Origin of the sequence: Rhizobium sp. T1470 (genome assembly GCF_042140505.1) — a bacterium.
GTDB classification, from domain to species: Bacteria; Pseudomonadota; Alphaproteobacteria; order Rhizobiales; family Rhizobiaceae; genus Rhizobium; species Rhizobium favelukesii.
The window spans coordinates 662032-679404 of record NZ_CP148091.1; the positions used below are offsets into that span (position 1 = coordinate 662032).

The window sequence follows — 17373 nt, forward strand, 5'->3', positions numbered from 1 at the left end:
AACCACTATGCAATTTTAGGGGTTTTCGGTCAATTCTGCTTGAAAACAAAACCTAAACGCGAAACCAGCGCAATTGCAAACAGAAGTATTTCCAGCAACCAGAAGTAAGTTTGGCGTGGGTAGCCTGGATCGCGTTGCGCGCCGAAGCTCTCAATGGTTGCGTCGACGAAGCCCGTTTCGTTGAGGCCGAGACCGGCAATGACCTCGCCGCGGGCGTTCACAATGGCAGAAATACCACTGTTGCCGTTGCGAATCAGCGGCAGGCCGGTCTCCACAGCGCGCAACCTGGCCTGCTGAAAGTGCTGGTAGGGCCCGGGTGTCGCACCAAACCACGCATCGTTGGTGTCATTGAGGATGGCATTGGCCACGCCGAGGTCGCCGGTCATCTCATCCGGGAAAATGATCTCGTAGCAGACGAGCGGATAGAACTTGATCCCGGTCGGCAACGTCAGCAACTGCCGCGTGGCGGCCGGCGAAAAGCCACCCGGCATCTCCACGACGTTCTGGATACCGAAATCGTCTAGTATGCTTTCGAACGGCACATACTCGCCAAACGGCACGAGATGCACCTTGTCCGCGGCGCCGGCGATCTGCCCACGGCCATCGATGACGTAGATCGAATTGTAGTAACGTGGCGGATTGCCGGGCCCCATGTCCTCGACCCGGACGGCGCCGGCAATCAGGATCTGGTTGTCGTCGAGCGTGTCCGCGATCCGGCTGAGCGCATCCTGGTTGTCGGTCAGGATGAAGGGAATGGACGTCTCCGGCCAGACGATGATGTCGGGCTTGCGACCGCCATCCTTCGGCGGCTCGACGGAGAGTTTCAGGTGCTTCTCGAAGATCGCGGCGCGGTCGGCGTCATTGTCCATCTTCGCCGTCTGTTCGATCATCGGCTGAACGAGGCGGATGACCGGGCTCTTGGAGTCCGGCGCCGGCGCAGGCTGTGGGCCAAAGAGGATATAGGCGCCGTAACCGATATGTACTGCGAAAAGCAGGGCTGCCAGTGAGAGGCCGAGCTTCGCGCCCTGGCGGGTGCCGAGGAGCGCGGGAGCCGCGAAGATGAAGACCGAGAGCGAAGTAATGCCCATGATGCCGATGACATGCGCCGATTGCATCATGAGCGGCACGGGCGTCATTCCGTAGCCGACGGCGTTCCAGGGAAAACCGGTGAAAAGTACGCTCCGCAGCCACTCGAGCAATCCGAAGCTCGCGGCAAGCGCCGCAATCCGCCCCATGCCATCGGACCACATGGTGCGCGCCAGGGCGGCAGCAACGCCATAGAAGATGGCGAGCACGGCAGGCAGGCCGAGGATCGCCAGCGGCAGCGCCCAGGCGAAAGCCTCGGCATCGATCATCAAGGCATGGCCAAGCCACCAGAGACCGGCGACGAAATAGCCGAAGCCGAAGAGCCAGCCGACGGCGAAGGAAGGCCACAGCCGGCCGATCAAGCCGCTCTCAGGAGCGGCAGCCGAGCCGTCAATCAGCCAGACGAGCAGCGTGAACGACACGAACATGGCAGCAAAGAAGCCGAATGGAGGCAGGGCCAGAACGCCGAAAGCGCCTGCAAGGGCGGCCAGTGCAACCCTCTTGACCCCCCAGGCCAGGATAACCCTGTCTGCAAGCCGCTCCATGCGCACTCCCATCAAGCTGCGAATCAACCCCAACGCAGTCTTTCAAAAAAGCCGCCGTTTGTCGTGCTTTGCGGCGATCAGTTTGTCGTGGGAGCGTCGGTTTGCCGCTCTTCGCCGTGATCCGCGCCAGAGGTGCCGTCGCCGTCGATCTTGATGCGGCGGCGGATGGCCTGACGCTTGCGGGTGATCCTTACGCGCTTGATACGGCGCGGATCGGCATCGAGAATATGGAACTCGAAACCGGGCAGGGCCTGCACGACCTCGCCACGCACCGGAATGCGCCCGAGCTCGGAGAAGATCAGGCCTCCCAGCGTGTCGACTTCGTCGACCTGCTCAGTGATGTCGAAGTCCGGTCCGATCGCTTCCGCGATCTCCTCCAATTCGACGCGAGCATCCGCGACGAAGATGTCTTCGGATACGCGCTTGAACATGACTTCTTCGTCGTCGTGCTCGTCGTCGATGTCGCCGACGACCATTTCGACGATGTCCTCATGCGACGCCAGCCCATCGGTGCCGCCGTATTCGTCGATGACGAGCGCCATCTGCGTGCGATTGACCTGCATGCGGCGAAGGAGGTCCGAAGCAAGCATCGACGGCGGAACGAACAGGATCTTGCGAATGATGCCGGCCTCTGAAAGCGTCTTCTGCAGGTCAACGCGGCTGAGGTCGAAATTCGGCTTCGCGGAGCGCGTCGGCTTCTGCAGGTGCTCGGGGGAAACCTCGACCAGAGGCTCTGCCGGCTTGAGGGTCTTGGTGCTGCCGCGGCGCTTGTTGCGCGCCTGCTTGGCAACGTAGGACAGAAGATCGCGGATATGCACCATCCCGCGCGGGTCGTCGAGCGTATCCGCATAGACCGGCATGCGCGAACGGCCGGATTCCTCGAACAGGATCATCAGTTCGCCGATGGTGATGTTCTGATCGACGGCCTCGATATCGGCGCGTGGCACCATAACGTCGGCGACACGCACCTCGCGGAAGCGGAGGATATTGTGCAGCATCGCCCGTTCGTCAGGCGAAAAGACGTCGCCGTCGGCCGCGTCGGTCATCAGCGCATCGGCGATGTCCTCGCGAAGCCGCGAGCCCTGCTGTGGTCTCAGGATGCGCGCTGCGCGCGACCAGAAGGATTGGGATCGTCCGGACTGCCTACTACTACTACTACTACTACTACTACCACCCTCGTCGGAAGAGGAGGATTGGTCGGCGTCCTTGGCCTCAGGGGCCGGTCTCGTCGTAAAGTCGCTCATGGTTCCATTTTAAGGTCTTGACCCTCGTATGGGTCAGATAGGCCGAGTACCGCCAAAATGCGAGTCTCGAGCCCCTCCATTATCTCGGCTTCAGTGTTATTATTATGATCGTAGCCGAAGAGATGCAAGAAACCATGCACCATCAGATGCGTTAGATGGTCGTCAAAGCTCTTCTCAAGTTCAGCTGCCTCTCGCTCGACGGTCTCTCTTGCGATGATGATGTCGCCTAGCATCGGCCCCGGCACTTTGCCCGGCTTCACCGGGAAGGCGGGAAACGAAAGCACGTTGGTCGGCTTGTCCTTGCCGCGCCATTCCGCGTTGATGTCCTGGATCGAGGCGTCGTCGGTGAAAACCAGCGAGACTTCTGGGACCATCTTGGGAAACGGCTGCTTCTGGCTCGCGCGAAGGTAGGTCGCGGCCGCTTCCAGTACGCGATCGGCCAATGCATGCAATGCATCTTCGGAGGGCCAATTGCCCTCCTCGATGCTGATCTGGATATCGAGTTCCGCCATCAACCCTGCCGGCTATCCTCTTCGGTATCCGTTGCATAGGTGGAATCGTAGGCCCTGACAATGCGCCCGACGAGCGGATGACGCACAACGTCCGTATCCTTGAAGCGTACGATCGAGATACCCTCGACGCCGTTCAGCAGTTGGAGCGCTTCCACGAGGCCGGATTTGACGCCCCGCGGCAAGTCGATCTGGCTCGGATCGCCGGTGACGATCATCCGCGAATTCTCGCCGAGACGTGTCAGGAACATCTTCATCTGCATCGACGTGGTATTCTGCGCCTCGTCGAGGATGACGGCGGCATTTGCGAGCGTACGGCCACGCATGAAGGCGAGCGGCGCAATTTCGATGACGCCGGCGGTAATGGCGCGATCGACCTTGTCGGCCGGCATCATGTCGTAGAGTGCGTCATAGAGCGGACGAAGATAAGGATCGACCTTTTCCTTCATGTCGCCTGGCAGGAAGCCGAGACGTTCGCCGGCTTCGACCGCGGGGCGCGAAAGAATGATCTTCTCAACGACGCCGCGTTCCAGGAGTTGAGCGGCGTGGGCGACGGCGAGATAGGTCTTGCCGGTACCGGCCGGACCGCAGCCGAATACGAGTTCAGCGCGCTCCAGTGCCCGGAGATAGGCATCCTGGGTCGGCGTGCGGGCGATGATGGTCTTCTTGCGCGTGGAAACTTGGGCCATCGTCAGCTTGGCCTTCTTCTCCATCGTCGGCAGGCTCAGCTGATCGTCGGCGGCCACCGCCATACGGATCGCGCCTTCTACGTCGGAACGTTCGACGCTGCCGCCTTTCTGGAGTTTCTCGTAAAGATAATCGAGCGTGCGCCGCGCCTGGTTGGTGGCGACGATGTCTCCGGAAATAACGACGGAATTGCCCCGCGCTCGGGCGTCGATGTGCAGACGCTCTTCAAGGAGCTTGAGGTTCTGGTCGAACTGACCGAACAGTTCACTGGCGAACCGATTGTTCTCGAACGTCAGAATAAAGTGATTGGCGTCGCTCGCAATGCGTGGGTGGCGCGGTGAAGAAGAAACCAATTCTTGTCCGTTCAAGCGGTCAGGCTCCTTGGGTTAGACCTCAGCCTCTGCAATCTCGGCAAACAGGCTGTTGGTTCCGGTTCCGGTGATTCGCACATTAATAATGTCACCGATTTGCAATTCTTTTGCATCAACATTCACGGACTGAAGCCAGGGAGAACGGCCGATAAGCTGTCCTGGCATGCGACCGGGCTTTTCGAGCAACAGTTCGATCGTTTTTCCGACACAGGAACCGGCAAATTCCTGCTGCTGCTTCAGAAGAAGCGCCTGCAGGCGTTCCAGCCGTTTTGCCTTGATTTCTTCCGGCACCTGGTCCTTCAGTTCCGCGCCGGGCGTGCCCGGCCGTGTCGAGTACTTGAAGGAGAAAGCCTGCGCATAGCGCACCTCCTCCACCAGACGCAGTGTATCTTCAAAATCCTGGTCTGTCTCCCCCGGAAAGCCGACGATAAAGTCGCCGGAGAGAGCGATATCAGGGCGGGCAGTGCGGATGCGCTCGACCAGCATCAGATACTCGGCCGCCGTATGGCGTCGGTTCATCGCCTTCAGGATGCGGTCGGAGCCGGCCTGCACCGGCAGATGCAGGTACGGCATCAGCGCGCGCAGATCCCGGTGCGCCTCGATCAGCCGATCGTCCATGTCTCGCGGATGGCTGGTCGTGTAGCGCAGCCGCGCAAGCCCGGGGATCTCAGCCAACCGATAGAGCAGATCACCGAGGGTCCATTCCTGACCATTGGCGCCGACACCATGCCAGGCGTTGACGTTCTGGCCGAGCAGCGTGATCTCGCGCACGCCCCCTTCGACGAGCTTCTGCGCTTCCTCGACGATCTGGCTGACCGGCCGAGACACTTCCGAACCGCGCGTATAGGGTACGACACAGAAAGTGCAGAACTTGTCGCAACCTTCCTGAACGGTGAGGAAGGACGTTACGCCGCGCGAGCGGATTTTCTTGCTCTCGGCGATCGGCAGATGCTCGAACTTGTCTTCGAGCGCATATTCGGTATCGACGATGCGCTGCCCTTCCTTCGCCTTGCGCAGCGCTTCCGGCAGGCGATGATAGGTCTGCGGCCCGATCACGACATCGACGGCGGGCACACGGCGCAGGATTTCCTCGCCCTCGGCCTGCGCCACGCAGCCGGCAACGCCGATCATGAACTCCCGGCCTTCCCTGTTGCGTTCCTTCTTCATATCGCGCAGACGCCCGAGCGCCGAGTAGACCTTTTCAGCAGCCTTCTCACGGATATGACAGGTATTCAGTAGAACGAGATCGGCCTCTTCCATGTTTTCCGTCGGCTCGTATCCGTCGCGGGCGAGGGCGTCGCTCATGCGCGTCGAGTCATAGACGTTCATCTGACAGCCGTAGGTCTTGATGAATACCTTGCGGTTGTTGCTGCCATCACGGAGATCGGTCTCCGGGGCCTGAAGAAGGGCGCTGTCCTGGGTCATGGGCGGCTATTTAGTGGTTTTTGCTGCACTAGAAAAGGAAATCTTGTCTTACGCGGCGTCGCGGCCGCGCAGTGCCGCGCCAAGCATGGCGCGGATGCGTCGTGCAATCGTCGCGCTGACTTCCTTGCGGTTGCTGTCGCCGCGATATTCGACCGCGTCGCCGAAACAGACGTCCACCTCAAAGGCGCCGCATCGCAGCATATCCTTCAGGTGCGGAAGCATTTCCACGTCGCCGGGCCAGGAGGCGAGCGGGCGATGATAACGCCCCATCGGCAACCCGTGGACGCCGGTATAGGCAACCGCGACCGGTTGGATTACGACAGCGCCTGTTGGCGAAGCTGGAACCGCCATCGCGGCTGCGCCGAACAACGAGGATTTGACCTCCAGGAGCCGGTTCCCGTCCGAGGTCGTGCCCTCCGGAAACAGAACAACGATCTCGCCATTTGCCATGCGGGTCGCAATCTCATTCGCCTGGTGGCCGGTCTTGCGCTTTTCCTCACGCACAACGAAGACGCTCTTCTGCAGCTTCGCCAGCGTGCCGAAAATCGGCCAGTCGCGCACTTCGATCTTGGCGATAAACGCAACGTCGGCGACAGCAGACAGCACCATGATGTCCATCCACGACGAATGGTTGGCGCAAAGCATCAACGGTCTGTGCGTTTCCATCTTGCCATGGACGCGAACGCGGATGCCAAGGCAGAAACAGATAATGCGATGCCAGATGCGGGGCAGCCAGCGTCGCAGCTTCCAGTCGAAGCGCAGCGCCAAGAGCTGCCAGGGCATGAGCAGGATGCTGGCAAGGAGAATGACGATGCCGGCGAGGCCGACGCGCAGCCAGGCGATCAAAGCGAAGACTCCCCAGCTGCGATCATGGCCTCAGCGCTCGTCCTTCTTGAGCGGAATGCCATAAAGTTCCAGCCGATGGTCGACCAGCTTGAAGCCGTGTTCGCGGGCGATGCGTTCCTGCAGTGCCTCGATCTCGGGCGAGTGAAACTCGATGACGACACCCGACTTGAGGTCGATGAGGTGGTCGTGATGCTCTTCCGGCACCGTCTCGTAGCGCGAGCGGCCGTCTCGGAAGTCGTGGCGTTCGATAATGCCGGCGTCCTCGAACAGTTTCACGGTGCGATAGACCGTGGAGATCGAGATCTTGGCGTCGACCTTCACCGAGCGCCGATAGAGTTCTTCGACGTCAGGGTGGTCGGCGGATTCCTCGAGAATGCGCGCGATCACCCGGCGCTGCTCGGTCATGCGCATGCCGCGTTCAGCGCAAAGCTCCTCGAGGGTCTTGGCGACGTCAGTCATGGGCTGCCTTCCGATAGTCAACGTTCAAGCAACGGACTAGCGAAGAACGCGCTTCATGACAAGCGCTGTGGAAACCGCGCCCTTGGCATCCTTGTAGTATCCCCTGCGTTCGCCGACTTTCTCGAAGCCGAGCTTGCGGTAAAGGCCGAGCGCCGCCGCATTGCCGTCATCGACCTCCAGAAAGATGCTCTCGCCGCCGCGCGCGTGTGCTTCGCGCATCGCGGCCTGCATCAGGCGCCAGCCGAGGCCGGCGCGTGCGACCTTCGTCTGCACGGCGATCGCCAGGATTTCCGCCTCGCCGGCGACCTGGCGAGCCAGCACGAAGCCGGGCAACGGCTTCTTGAGGAATGCATTGGTCTGGCGTGCCACGAAGCCGAAAACGGTGTTCTGGCTGAGCAGGCTGTAGAACTCGCCATCGCCCCACGGGCGGGCGAAACGTTCACCGTGCAGAGCCGCGACAGCGCGGCAATCATCGGCATCCATCGCGACGATTTCGAATTCCGGCTTCAGCGTCAAATAGGATTCCAACATGGTCATACTCGCGCAATTGCAAACCCGGCCTGGGGCTTGGCGTCGGGTCCGCGCAGATAAAGAGGCTTCGGCTTTCCGGCAGAAGGATCAGAGGCGGCGCCGAGGCGCGCCACGATGGAAATCGGGAAATGGTTGGCGTGATCGCCGGTCGTGTCCGGCTTCAGGAGAGGCGTGGCCGAACCGATGATTTCGCCTTCGAATGTCGCGGCGAATGCCTGCGCTTCCTCGACGGTGACGGCACGCGCTTCATCAAGCGGCTCGCCGTCGGCATCGAAGGCCTGCAGGTAGATTTCGTTTCGCTTGGCATCCATGGCGGCGAGCACCGGGTGCATCGGCGTCTTCAGCCGCTGCGCTTCGGCCATCACCGCAAGCGTGGTGACGCCGACGGCCGAAACGCCGAGCGACAGCGCAAAGCCGCGCGCGGCGGCAACGCCGACACGAATGCCAGTGAAGGAGCCTGGACCGATGGTGACGGCAATGCGATCGACGGCCGAAAGCGCCGCGCCCGCCTGGTTCAGCGCGCGATCGATGATCCCCATCAGATGCTCTGCGTGCCCCTTGCCGATCATGTCCGATGCCTCCCCCAGCATCGTATCCCTGCCGCTGTCATAAAGAGCGGCAGCGCAATCCACACCTGCGGTGTCGAGCGCCAGTATGATCATGGCATCAATTTCCGAATAAAGCGTTCCCGAGCGTCCATACATTCACCCTGCCGCGCTTGCAAATGCTGCGCCAGAATGAATGCCGGAACGGGCGTGTCGTCGTCAGGCGGCGACCACTTCCTCGACTTCCGGAACGAAATGGCGAAGCAGGTTCTGCACGCCATGCTTCAGCGTCGCCGTCGACGACGGGCAGCCGGAGCAGGAGCCCTTCATGTTGAGATAGACCTTGCCGTCCTTGAAACCACGGAAGGTGATGTCGCCACCATCCTGCGCAACGGCCGGACGCACGCGCGTGTCCAGCAGCTCCTTGATCGTGAGGACAATCGACTCGTCGGCTTCGTCGAAGAACTCGCCGCCGGCATCGAGGTCCTCGGAAAGAACCGAGGCGTCGCCCATGACAGGCTTGCCCGACATGAAATGTTCCATGATCGAACCGAGGATCGCCGGCTTCAGGTGCTGCCACTCGGCATTGTCCTTAGAGACGGAAATGAAGTCGTATCCAAAATAGACGCCGGTGACGCCCGCAATCTCGAACAGCCGAGCAGCAAGCGGCGAAGCCTGCGCTTGGTCGGCGCTACGGAATTCGGCCGTGCCGTTTTCCATCACGACCCGGCCCGGCAGAAACTTCTGCGTGGCGGGATTCGGCGTGGCTTCGGTCTGAATAAACATCTCGCTCTCCTGCGGCGGGCATTGGCCCTCAGCCATCTTTAGAATTCTTCAAAAGAGAAAATAAGCCGATTGGCAACTCTATTCAAGAGACTGGTACTCAAGAAATCGCTTTATGCGAGAGCATCCAGTTCCTCGTCGGTCAATGTATCAGGCAGGACCGTGACGGGGATGGGAAATGTCGCGCCACGCCCGGCGATCGAAGACACCAGCGGTCCTGGACCTTCCTTGGCCGAGCTTGCGGCAAGCACCAGGATCGCAATATCGCGGTCTTCCTCGATCACGGCGTTGATCTGCTCGGTGGCGCTGCCCTCGCGGATGACGATTTCAGGGTCGATGCCGATCGTTTCGCGAACCACATGCGCCGCCTTGGCGACCACAGCCTCGGCCTCCTCGCGCGCCTCGGCGCGCATGATCTCCTCCACCCCCAGCCACTGCTGGAAGTCACCCTCCGGAATCACGTACATCAGCACAAGGCCGCCATTCGAGTTCTTGGCGCGCCGGCCCGCATAATGGACGGCGCGGGAGCATTCGGGCGTATCGTCAATGACCGCCATGAATTTGCGGCGATGACCTTCGAGCCGGGAGAGTCGTTTCGATACCATGGCGCGGACTCTGACACCTGAACCCGAAAATTTGCAAGCCCTCGTTTTTGATCCTGGAAGGATCGTCTGCGCGGGGGCCGCGTCAGGCCGGAACCAGTCCATAGAGGCGCATGATTGCCTTCACATGTTCGATGTCGGGCTTTCCCTGAACGTTGATGGCCAGGGCCATCTCCTCGAAATACCGCCTGCCGATCAAGCCGGGCGTCATGGTGATCAAAGCCTTGGCGGTTTCCCCGTGCAGGTTCTCGTGGGTGTGGACATAGCCGCGCGGAATGAACAGGGTTTGCCCCGGCGCGATCTCGTGTTTGCGCCCGTCCAGCGTCGTCGTCATCGTGCCGGACAGTCCGTGGATCACTTCGTCGACGTCGCGGTGATAATGAGCGGCTGGGACACGCGCTTGAGGCGGGACGATGAATTCGAACATCACCAGACTGCCGGCACTCTGATCCTCGTCGATCAGAAGCCGGATCTCCATGGCGCCGATCTGGATGAGGTTGCGATCTCGCATCGAAGCCCCCTGGTGGTCCGTTCCCAAAAGATTACGCCGCAGGTCCGGGTTCGACAAGTCCGGGGCTGCAAGCCGCCCCGGAAAGGCTGGTGAGGCCGTATCTCAGTACAGGAAGCCGACGATGTCGCGCACTTCCTTCATTGTCACCTCGGCGCGTGCCCGTGCCCGTTCGCCGCCGTTGCGCAGGATCGCGTCGATGTGGCTGGTGTCCGACATCAGGCGGCGCATCTCGGCGGTGATCGGCGAGAGCACGTTGACGGCGAGATCGACGAGCGCCGGCTTGAAGACCGAGAACTGCTGGCCGCCGAATTCGGCAAGCACGTCAGCCTTCGACCTGTCAGCGAGTGCTGCATAGATGCCGACAAGATTGTCGGCTTCCGGCCGACCCTTGAGACCGTCGATCTCGCCAGGCAAGCCTTCCGGATCGGTCTTGGCCTTGCGGATCTTCTTCGAGATCGCGTCCTCGTCGTCCATCAGGTTGATGCGCGAAAGATCGGACGGATCCGACTTCGACATCTTCTTGGTGCCGTCGCGAAGCGACATGACGCGCGGCGCCGGGCCATCGATCAGCGGCTCGACCATCGGGAAATAGGCATGCACCGGCTCATTGCCGACGGTGATGTCAATGCCGTAGCCCGTCTTGCGGATGTGCCCCGCATAGTCGAGGTTGAACTTCATGGCGATGTCACGGGCGAGTTCAAGGTGCTGCTTCTGGTCGTCGCCAACCGGGACATGCGTGCCGCGGTAAACGAGAATGTCAGCGGCCATCAGGCTCGGATAGGCGTAGAGACCGAGCGAGGCCTGCTCGCGATCCTTGCCGGCCTTGTCCTTGAACTGCGTCATACGGTTCATCCAACCGAGGCGCGCGACGCAATTGAAGATCCAGGCGAGCTCGGCGTGCTGCGGCACGGCCGACTGGTTGAAAACGATGTGCCTTTCCGGATCGATGCCGGACGCGATAAAGGCGGCGGCGATCGAACGGATCTGGTTCGGCATGTCCTCATGGACGAGCTGGGCCGTCAACGCGTGCATATCCACGACACAGTAGATGCAGTCGTTGCCTTCCTGCAGCGCCACGAATTTGCGGATCGCACCGAGATAGTTGCCAAGATGGAGATTGCCGGTCGGCTGGACGCCGGAGAAAACGACTTTCTTGAATTCGCTCATTATGTCCTCGATTAGGCTGGTGGAGGGCCCCAGGGTTTGTAACCCATGTTGCTAACGGGCGCGCTTATGCACGCGGAAGACAGGGCAATCAAGGGGTTCAGCCTGTGGCGTGTTCGATCAGGTCGAAGGTGTTGCCGTAAGGATCCGAAAACACGGCGACCGTCCCATAAACCTCATGCCGCGGCGCCTCGAGAAAATGCACGCCCTTGGCCAGCATCGATGCATGGTCGCGGGCAAAATCGTCGCTCTTGAGAAAGAAGCCGACGCGCCCGCCGGTCTGGTTGCCGATCGCCGCCTTCTGCTGGTCGTTGGCAGCCTGCGCGAGCAAAAAGGCTGCGCCGTCGCCGCCCTTCGGCTTGACCACCACCCACCGCTTGCCCTCGGGCTGTCTGTCGTCCTGAAGGCAATCGAAGCCGAGCGCGCCGCAATAGAAATCCTTGGCATGGTCGTAGTCGTCGACGACAAGGGTCACGAGGAAAAGCGATTGAGACATTGTGGCTCCGATTTGTGGCGTCGTGTTGTTACCAAGGGCGAGTGATCGGTCAAGGGGCGCGGTTTGGTGAACACGTCTTTACTTTCACACGGTCGTTCCTGCCCGTGGTTCGATCCTGCATTGCACTCGGACGGGGCGCTGGAAATTGCCTCGCTAGAGGAAAAAGCATATGGCGCTTCCCAACTCCGGATGAAGGAGCTTGCGTCGTTCTCCATCATCCAGCGCCGATCCCGCCTCGCCGCAACGCCTTGCGGTGTATCCGAAGATGGAACGGCACGATTGCAGGAAGAGCGCCGTAGGGCGGGGAGAATCGGCGACGAATTTCCTCTGTGAGTATCTCTCGCAAATTTACGAAAGGAAAGTTTATACTACCTTTGAGGTATCACTAACCTGCCAATTAGCGGTAGAATATGGGGATGCTGCGTAACGGAAGGTAAACAATTTCACAAAAAGGCCATTTTTAGGGAGAGCGTTCCATCCGCCAAAGGCTGCGCCGGCCGCTCCGGCGTATTTCGAGGGGAGGGAACCATGCAGTCCGCATTTTCCATCGCACTCGCCGGCCTGTTCTGTCTGTCGTGTTTCGACAGTGCCGACGCCCAGAATGTCAGAAGAGTGGCAATACCGCCGCTCAAGCATAATGAAACGCTCGCCTACTCTCTGCAGACTGTCAGCGTTCAGGCGAACTGCTTCCCGCCGCAACTCCGCGGCATTCTTGCCTATATCGCCACTAAGACCGGCCGCCGCCCGATGGTAACCTCGGGGTTGCGGGCGCGCGGGCGATCACACTCCCAACATCGCCATTGCGCGGCCGCCGATATCCGGATCCCCGGCGTATCGGAGCGAACGATCATTGCGATCGCGGCGTCGGCGCCAGGGATCGGCGGGATCGGCCGTTACTGCAACGGCATCGTCCATGTGGACATAGGTCCCAAACGACGATGGACCTACTGCTGAGGTCTAGCGCTAGCCGTCGACTTTTGCGGCGGGGTTGCGGTTCAGGTTGCGCCGGATCATGCCGAGGTTTGCGCCGCCGATCAGGAACGCCGTCGCGAAGTAAACGGCCATGGCGATGATGATCAGAAGGCCGAGTGTGCCGACCTTCGTCGCCAGGTGTGCGCCCGAGGCAAGCCACGGCTCCCACCGGTGCTGCAGGTACATGATCACGCCGCCCATCACGGCTGCGGATACGACGAGCAGCGCCGTGCGCCGCGCCAGGGCCCATTCCCAGGTGAGGTGACCGCGGCGCAGCAGCGTGGTGAAGAGAAGCACCGTGCTGATCCAGCCTGCCGTCGCTTCTGCAACCGCAATGCCGGGAGCGCCGAGAAACGGGAAGAGCGTCAGCGCCGTCGCGCAGTTGACGCCAACGGCAACGGCGGAAAAGCGCATCGGCGTCTTGGTGTCCTCGCGCGCATAGAAGCCCGGCTGCAACGCCTTGATCAGCACGAAGGCAGGTAGGCCGATGCCGTAAACGGCGAGGATGGAGCCGACGATCGCGGTGTTTTCCTGATGGAAGGCGCCGCGCTCATAAAGCACGCGGATGATCTCATCGGAGAGAATCCAGAGTGCAAAGGCGGCCGGGATGGTCAGGAATAGCACGAATTCGATCGACCGGTTCTGCAGGTTTCCGGCCTCGCGCAGATGGCCGCCCTTCAAGGCACGCGCCAATTCCGGCAGCAGCACCACGCCGACCGCGACACCGACGACGCCGAGCGGCAGCTGGTAGATGCGGTCCGCATATTGAAGTGCGGCGATCGCGCCTTCGCGCGCAGAAGCGATCGCCTGCCCGATCATCTGGTTGATCTGGGTAATGCCGCCGGTGACGGCGGCAGGGACTGCGAGGATCAGCAGCCGCTTGACGTTTGGCGTGATGCGGGGAAAGCGAAGGCCGATGCTCATGCCGGCATGCAGGACGCCGAGATAGACGACGACGAGTTGCAGGATGCCAGCTACGAGCACGCCCCATGAGAGGTACCAGGCGGTCTGAAGCGGTTCGGCGCCGATATAGAGCGAATAAAACAGCGCGCCGATCATCACCACGTTGAGGAAAATGGGCGCAATGGCTGCGGCGAAGAAATGATGCAGGGAGTTCAGCATCCCACTCATCATTGCCGTCAGCGACATGCACATGAGATAGGGGAACATCACCGCCGCCATGCGGACGGTGATCGAGAATTTTTCCGCATCGTCGGCAAAGCCCGGCGCGATGACGAAGCGCACGAGCAGCGGCATGCAGAGCTCCATGACGATGGTGATGAGCAGCAGCACGGAAAACAGCACGCCGAAGACTTCCTCGGAGAAGCGCTTGGCGCCGTCGATGCCGTGCGCCTCGATCTCCTTGGCAAAGAGCGGCACGAAGGCGGCGTTGAACGCGCCTTCGGCAAACAGGCGACGGAAGAGGTTCGGAAAGCGGAAGGCGGCGTAGAAGACGTCGGCCATCGGGCCCGTGCCGAGTGCGGCCGCCATCAGCGTTTCACGGGCAAAGCCGAAGATGCGGCTGCCGAGCGTGGCGCCGCCGACGGTGGCAAATTTCTTGACGAGGCTCATGCGTTTGGGCTCATGCGGGCGAATCCGCCTTCTTTTCTGTTTGCGTCGCGGCGCGAGCCGTGGTCGGCGGCGCGATGATGCCGGAGGGCATGCGCTCGCGCAGCTCGTCCTGCTCCTCGGCCATCACCGCCTTGAGGCGCGCGGTGATGTTCGAGCGCTTGCTGTCGCCCGAAATCTTCTGGCCGACGAGGTCGGTCACGTAGAAGGTATCGATGACCTTCTCGCCGAAGGTGGTGATGCGGGCCGACTGAATATCGAGCGAAAGATCCGAGAGAACCGCCGTGATTTCCGACAGCAGGCCTGTCCGGTCGAGGCATTCGACCTCGATGACGGTGAATTTGTTCGACAGGCTGTTGGAGATGTTGACCGACGGGGGAATGACGAAGGCCTTGCTCTTTTTGCGGTTCTTGGTGCGGGTCGCGATCACCTCTGGCAGGCGCTTGCGGCCGGAAAGCACGTCCTCGATCATCCGCCCGATGGTGCCGGCGCGACGCAGCTCGTCGGCATCGTCCTTGAATTCGCGGCTGACATGGATTGTGTCGAGCGCGCGGCCGTCCGAGGTCGTGAAGATCTGCGCATCGACGATGTTGGCGCCGGCCGCAGCGCAAGCGCCGGCGATGACGGCGAGCAGCCGCGGGTGGTCAGGCGATAGCACGGTGATCTCGGTGATCGCATGGAAGCTGTCTGTGCGCACCATGGTCGCCAGCGCCTGACCGGCCTTGTCGGCCTGGCGGATAAAGCCGGCATGACGCACCTGGTCCTCCAGGGGAACGGAGAGCAGATAGGGCTGATAGTGCAGCTTGCTGTAGATCTTGCGGTCCTTCTGGCTCCAGTCGGAGAGCGCGTTGAAGAGTGCTTCGGCTGCGAAGTTGGCGCGCTCCTTGCGAGACACCTCCGAGAAGCCGCCGGCAAGCAGCAGTTCGGTTTCATAGTAGAGCGTGCGCAGCAGCTGACCCTTCCAGCCGTTCCACACGCCCGGTCCGACGGCGCGGATGTCGCAGATCGTCAGGATCAGCAGCATCTTCAGGCGTTCGAGCGACTGCACGACATCGGCAAAGTCGATAATCGTCTTGCGGTCGGTGAGGTCGCGGGTCTGGGCGACCATCGACATCGCCAGATGTTCCTGGATCAGCCAGACGACCATCTCCGTCTGCTTCTGCGACAGGCCGAAGCGGGCGCAGAGCTTGCGGGCGACACGGGCGCCGGCGATCGAGTGGTCTTCCTGGCGGCCCTTGGCGATGTCGTGCAGCAGCACGGCGACATAAAGCGCCTCGCGGTCCTCGATGCCGGGCATCAGCTTGTTGGCAAGCGGATGCAGGTCGTCGGCCTTGCCCGTGTCGATCTCTGACAGCACGTCGAGGGTGCGGATCAGATGCTCGTCCACCGTATAGTGGTGGTACATGTTGAACTGCATCATTGCGACGATCTTGCCGAATTCTGGGATGAAGCGGCCGAGCACACCGGCTTCGTTCATCCGGCGAAGGATAAGCGCCGGATCGCGCTTCGAGGTCAGGATCGACATGAAGAGGCGGTTTGCCTCCTCGTTTTCGCGCAGATTGTTGTCGATCAGGCTGAGCGAGCGGGTGACGCGCTTCAGCGCATCGGGATGGAATTCCAGGCCGTTGATGTCGGCGACGTGGAAGAGGCGGATGATGCTGATCGGGTCGCGCTTGAAGACATCGGGGCTGGCAAGTGCGATGCGGCCGCGATCCTCGACGAACTCGGTGCTGCCGGCGATCTTGCGGCTGCGATGCGCAAAGCGGCTGATGACGCCGGTCAGCCCCGGCGTCGACTTCGCCTGCTGGTCTTCGAGTGCCGCGCAGAGAATACGCGTCAGATCGCCGACATCCTTGGCGACGAGGAAGTAGTGTTTCATGAAGCGCTCGACGGCCGAAAGGCCGGGCCGCGAATGATATCCGAGTGCCTCGGCAATCTCGCGCTGGATGTCGAAGGACAGCCGTTCCTCTGCTTTTCCGGTCAGGAAATGCATGTGGCAGCGCACCGCCCAAAGGAAGTCGTCCGCCTTCTGGAAGACGTGGTACTCGTGCTTCGAGAGAACGCCGAGCGGCACAAGTTCGGCGGTGTCGCGGACATGGTAGTAGTATTTCGAGATCCAGAAGAGCGTATGCAGGTCGCGCAGGCCACCCTTGCCCTCCTTGACGTTGGGCTCGACGAGATAGCGCGTGTCGCCGGCCTTGCGATGCCGTTCGTCGCGCTCTGCAAGCTTGGCGGCGATGAATTCCGGGCCGGTGCCGGTGACGATTTCCTTGTCGAAGCGCGTCTCCAGCTGCGTTTCCAGCGCGCGCAGGCCGCAGATATAGCGCATCTCGAGGATCGCCGTGCGAATCGTCATGTCGGACTTCGACAGCGCGATGCACTCTTCCAGGGTACGCGTGGCGTGGCCGACCTTGAGGCCCATGTCCCAGAGGACGTAGAGCATGAATTCGACCGCCTTGTGTGTCTCCTCCCCCGGTTTCGGCTGGAACAGGAACAGGAGGTCGATGTCGGAACCCGGCGCCAGCGTATCGCGGCCATAGCCGCCAACGGCGGTGACGGCGAACTTGTCCTTCTGCTGTGGGAAGACATGGGTGCAGACGAATTCATAGAGAACCGTGATGATTTGGTCCTGTAGCCAGGAGATGCGGCGGGCGCAATTGATGCCGCTGCCGTCGGCCAAGAGCAGGGTGCGTGCCTTCTGGCGACCCTCGCCGCTTGCCTTCTTGAGAATGGCCAACAGATCGGATCGCAAGACGTCAGGCCGCGTTTTGTTGGCCTCCGTTACAGCATCGCACATCTTCAGCAGATAGTCGGTGTCGAGGATATCGGAGAAATCGATGTCGTTCGTCGTCGCCATGCGCGGGGCGGCTTCCTGTTCGCGCGGCGCAGCTGCTTCTTGCTGCGCCTCTCGTTTCGTCTGCATGCGCTATAGCCTCTTTGCCCGCCGATGACACGGGCTTTCATACTGCAGAACCTTTAATTTTGGCGAAAAGGTGTTGCCACGTCCGAAACCGCCTGCATGCGGCAA

17 protein-coding genes are annotated in these 17373 nt (G+C 61.2%); 1 reads left to right on the forward strand and 16 read right to left on the reverse strand.

Annotation, left to right across the window (positions count from 1 at the left end; translation table 11 throughout):
• Nucleotides 1-29: 29 nt before the first annotated feature.
• The 14 genes from lnt to WGT02_RS03375 form a co-directional block, all read right to left on the reverse strand.
• Complete coding sequence (lnt, locus tag WGT02_RS03310; RefSeq protein WP_208249124.1) at nt 30-1631, reverse strand: apolipoprotein N-acyltransferase; 1602 nt, start codon at nt 1629-1631, stop codon at nt 30-32.
• 77 nt (nt 1632-1708) lie between these two features.
• On the reverse strand, nt 1709-2875 hold the full coding sequence (locus tag WGT02_RS03315) for a hemolysin family protein (protein WP_208249121.1): 1167 nt from the start codon (nt 2873-2875) through the stop codon (nt 1709-1711).
• Nucleotides 2872-3387, reverse strand: coding sequence for an rRNA maturation RNase YbeY (gene ybeY, locus WGT02_RS03320; RefSeq protein WP_024314513.1), 516 nt, complete (start codon nt 3385-3387; stop codon nt 2872-2874). The genes WGT02_RS03315 and ybeY overlap by 4 nt, the downstream gene beginning before the upstream one ends.
• Complete coding sequence (locus WGT02_RS03325; protein WP_024314514.1) at nt 3387-4439, reverse strand: PhoH family protein; 1053 nt, start codon at nt 4437-4439, stop codon at nt 3387-3389. Before WGT02_RS03325 ends, ybeY begins: the two co-directional genes overlap by 1 nt.
• Before the next feature lie 18 nt (nt 4440-4457).
• The gene (gene miaB, locus WGT02_RS03330) at nt 4458-5867 is read right to left on the reverse strand and encodes a tRNA (N6-isopentenyl adenosine(37)-C2)-methylthiotransferase MiaB (RefSeq protein WP_024314515.1); all 1410 of its coding nucleotides are present in this window, start codon (nt 5865-5867) and stop codon (nt 4458-4460) included.
• Nucleotides 5868-5915: 48 nt separating this feature from the next.
• A complete protein-coding gene (locus WGT02_RS03335) occupies nt 5916-6713 on the reverse strand; it encodes a 1-acyl-sn-glycerol-3-phosphate acyltransferase (RefSeq protein WP_024314516.1) in 798 nt (265 codons plus the stop codon).
• Between the two features lie 30 nt (nt 6714-6743).
• Nucleotides 6744-7172 (reverse strand): Fur family transcriptional regulator, encoded by a 429-nt coding sequence (locus WGT02_RS03340; RefSeq protein WP_024314517.1) that lies wholly within the window; start codon nt 7170-7172, stop codon nt 6744-6746.
• Between the two features lie 36 nt (nt 7173-7208).
• Nucleotides 7209-7709, reverse strand: a complete 501-nt coding sequence (locus WGT02_RS03345; RefSeq protein WP_176703582.1) for a GNAT family N-acetyltransferase — start codon at nt 7707-7709, stop codon at nt 7209-7211.
• Nucleotides 7706-8365, reverse strand: coding sequence for a tRNA (adenosine(37)-N6)-threonylcarbamoyltransferase complex dimerization subunit type 1 TsaB (tsaB, locus tag WGT02_RS03350; protein ID WP_208249119.1), 660 nt, complete (start codon nt 8363-8365; stop codon nt 7706-7708). The genes WGT02_RS03345 and tsaB overlap by 4 nt, the downstream gene beginning before the upstream one ends.
• 102 nt (nt 8366-8467) lie before the next feature.
• The gene (locus WGT02_RS03355; protein ID WP_208249117.1) at nt 8468-9034 is read right to left on the reverse strand and encodes a NifU family protein; all 567 of its coding nucleotides are present in this window, start codon (nt 9032-9034) and stop codon (nt 8468-8470) included.
• A 110-nt stretch (nt 9035-9144) separates the two neighbouring features.
• Nucleotides 9145-9636, reverse strand: a complete 492-nt coding sequence (locus WGT02_RS03360) for a universal stress protein (RefSeq protein WP_007789346.1) — start codon at nt 9634-9636, stop codon at nt 9145-9147.
• 82 nt (nt 9637-9718) lie between these two features.
• Complete coding sequence (locus tag WGT02_RS03365) at nt 9719-10144, reverse strand: cupin domain-containing protein (RefSeq protein ID WP_024314520.1); 426 nt, start codon at nt 10142-10144, stop codon at nt 9719-9721.
• A 102-nt stretch (nt 10145-10246) separates the two neighbouring features.
• On the reverse strand, nt 10247-11311 hold the full coding sequence (trpS, locus tag WGT02_RS03370) for a tryptophan--tRNA ligase (protein WP_024314521.1): 1065 nt from the start codon (nt 11309-11311) through the stop codon (nt 10247-10249).
• A 97-nt stretch (nt 11312-11408) separates the two neighbouring features.
• Nucleotides 11409-11804: a VOC family protein gene (locus WGT02_RS03375; protein WP_024314522.1), complete on the reverse strand. Its 396-nt coding sequence runs from the start codon at nt 11802-11804 to the stop codon at nt 11409-11411.
• A 528-nt stretch (nt 11805-12332) separates the two neighbouring features.
• Here WGT02_RS03375 and WGT02_RS03380 point away from each other — a divergent pair.
• Complete coding sequence (locus tag WGT02_RS03380) at nt 12333-12758, forward strand: DUF882 domain-containing protein (RefSeq protein ID WP_024314523.1); 426 nt, start codon at nt 12333-12335, stop codon at nt 12756-12758.
• Between the two features lie 9 nt (nt 12759-12767).
• Here the strand turns inward: WGT02_RS03380 and murJ are convergent, their stop codons facing one another.
• Both murJ and WGT02_RS03390 read right to left on the reverse strand, forming a co-directional pair.
• Entirely contained in the window at nt 12768-14348 is a 1581-nt protein-coding gene (murJ, locus tag WGT02_RS03385; protein WP_208249114.1) for a murein biosynthesis integral membrane protein MurJ, read from the reverse strand.
• 10 nt (nt 14349-14358) lie between these two features.
• Nucleotides 14359-17268, reverse strand: coding sequence for a [protein-PII] uridylyltransferase (locus WGT02_RS03390; protein ID WP_208249113.1), 2910 nt, complete (start codon nt 17266-17268; stop codon nt 14359-14361).
• Nucleotides 17269-17373: the final 105 nt, after the last annotated feature.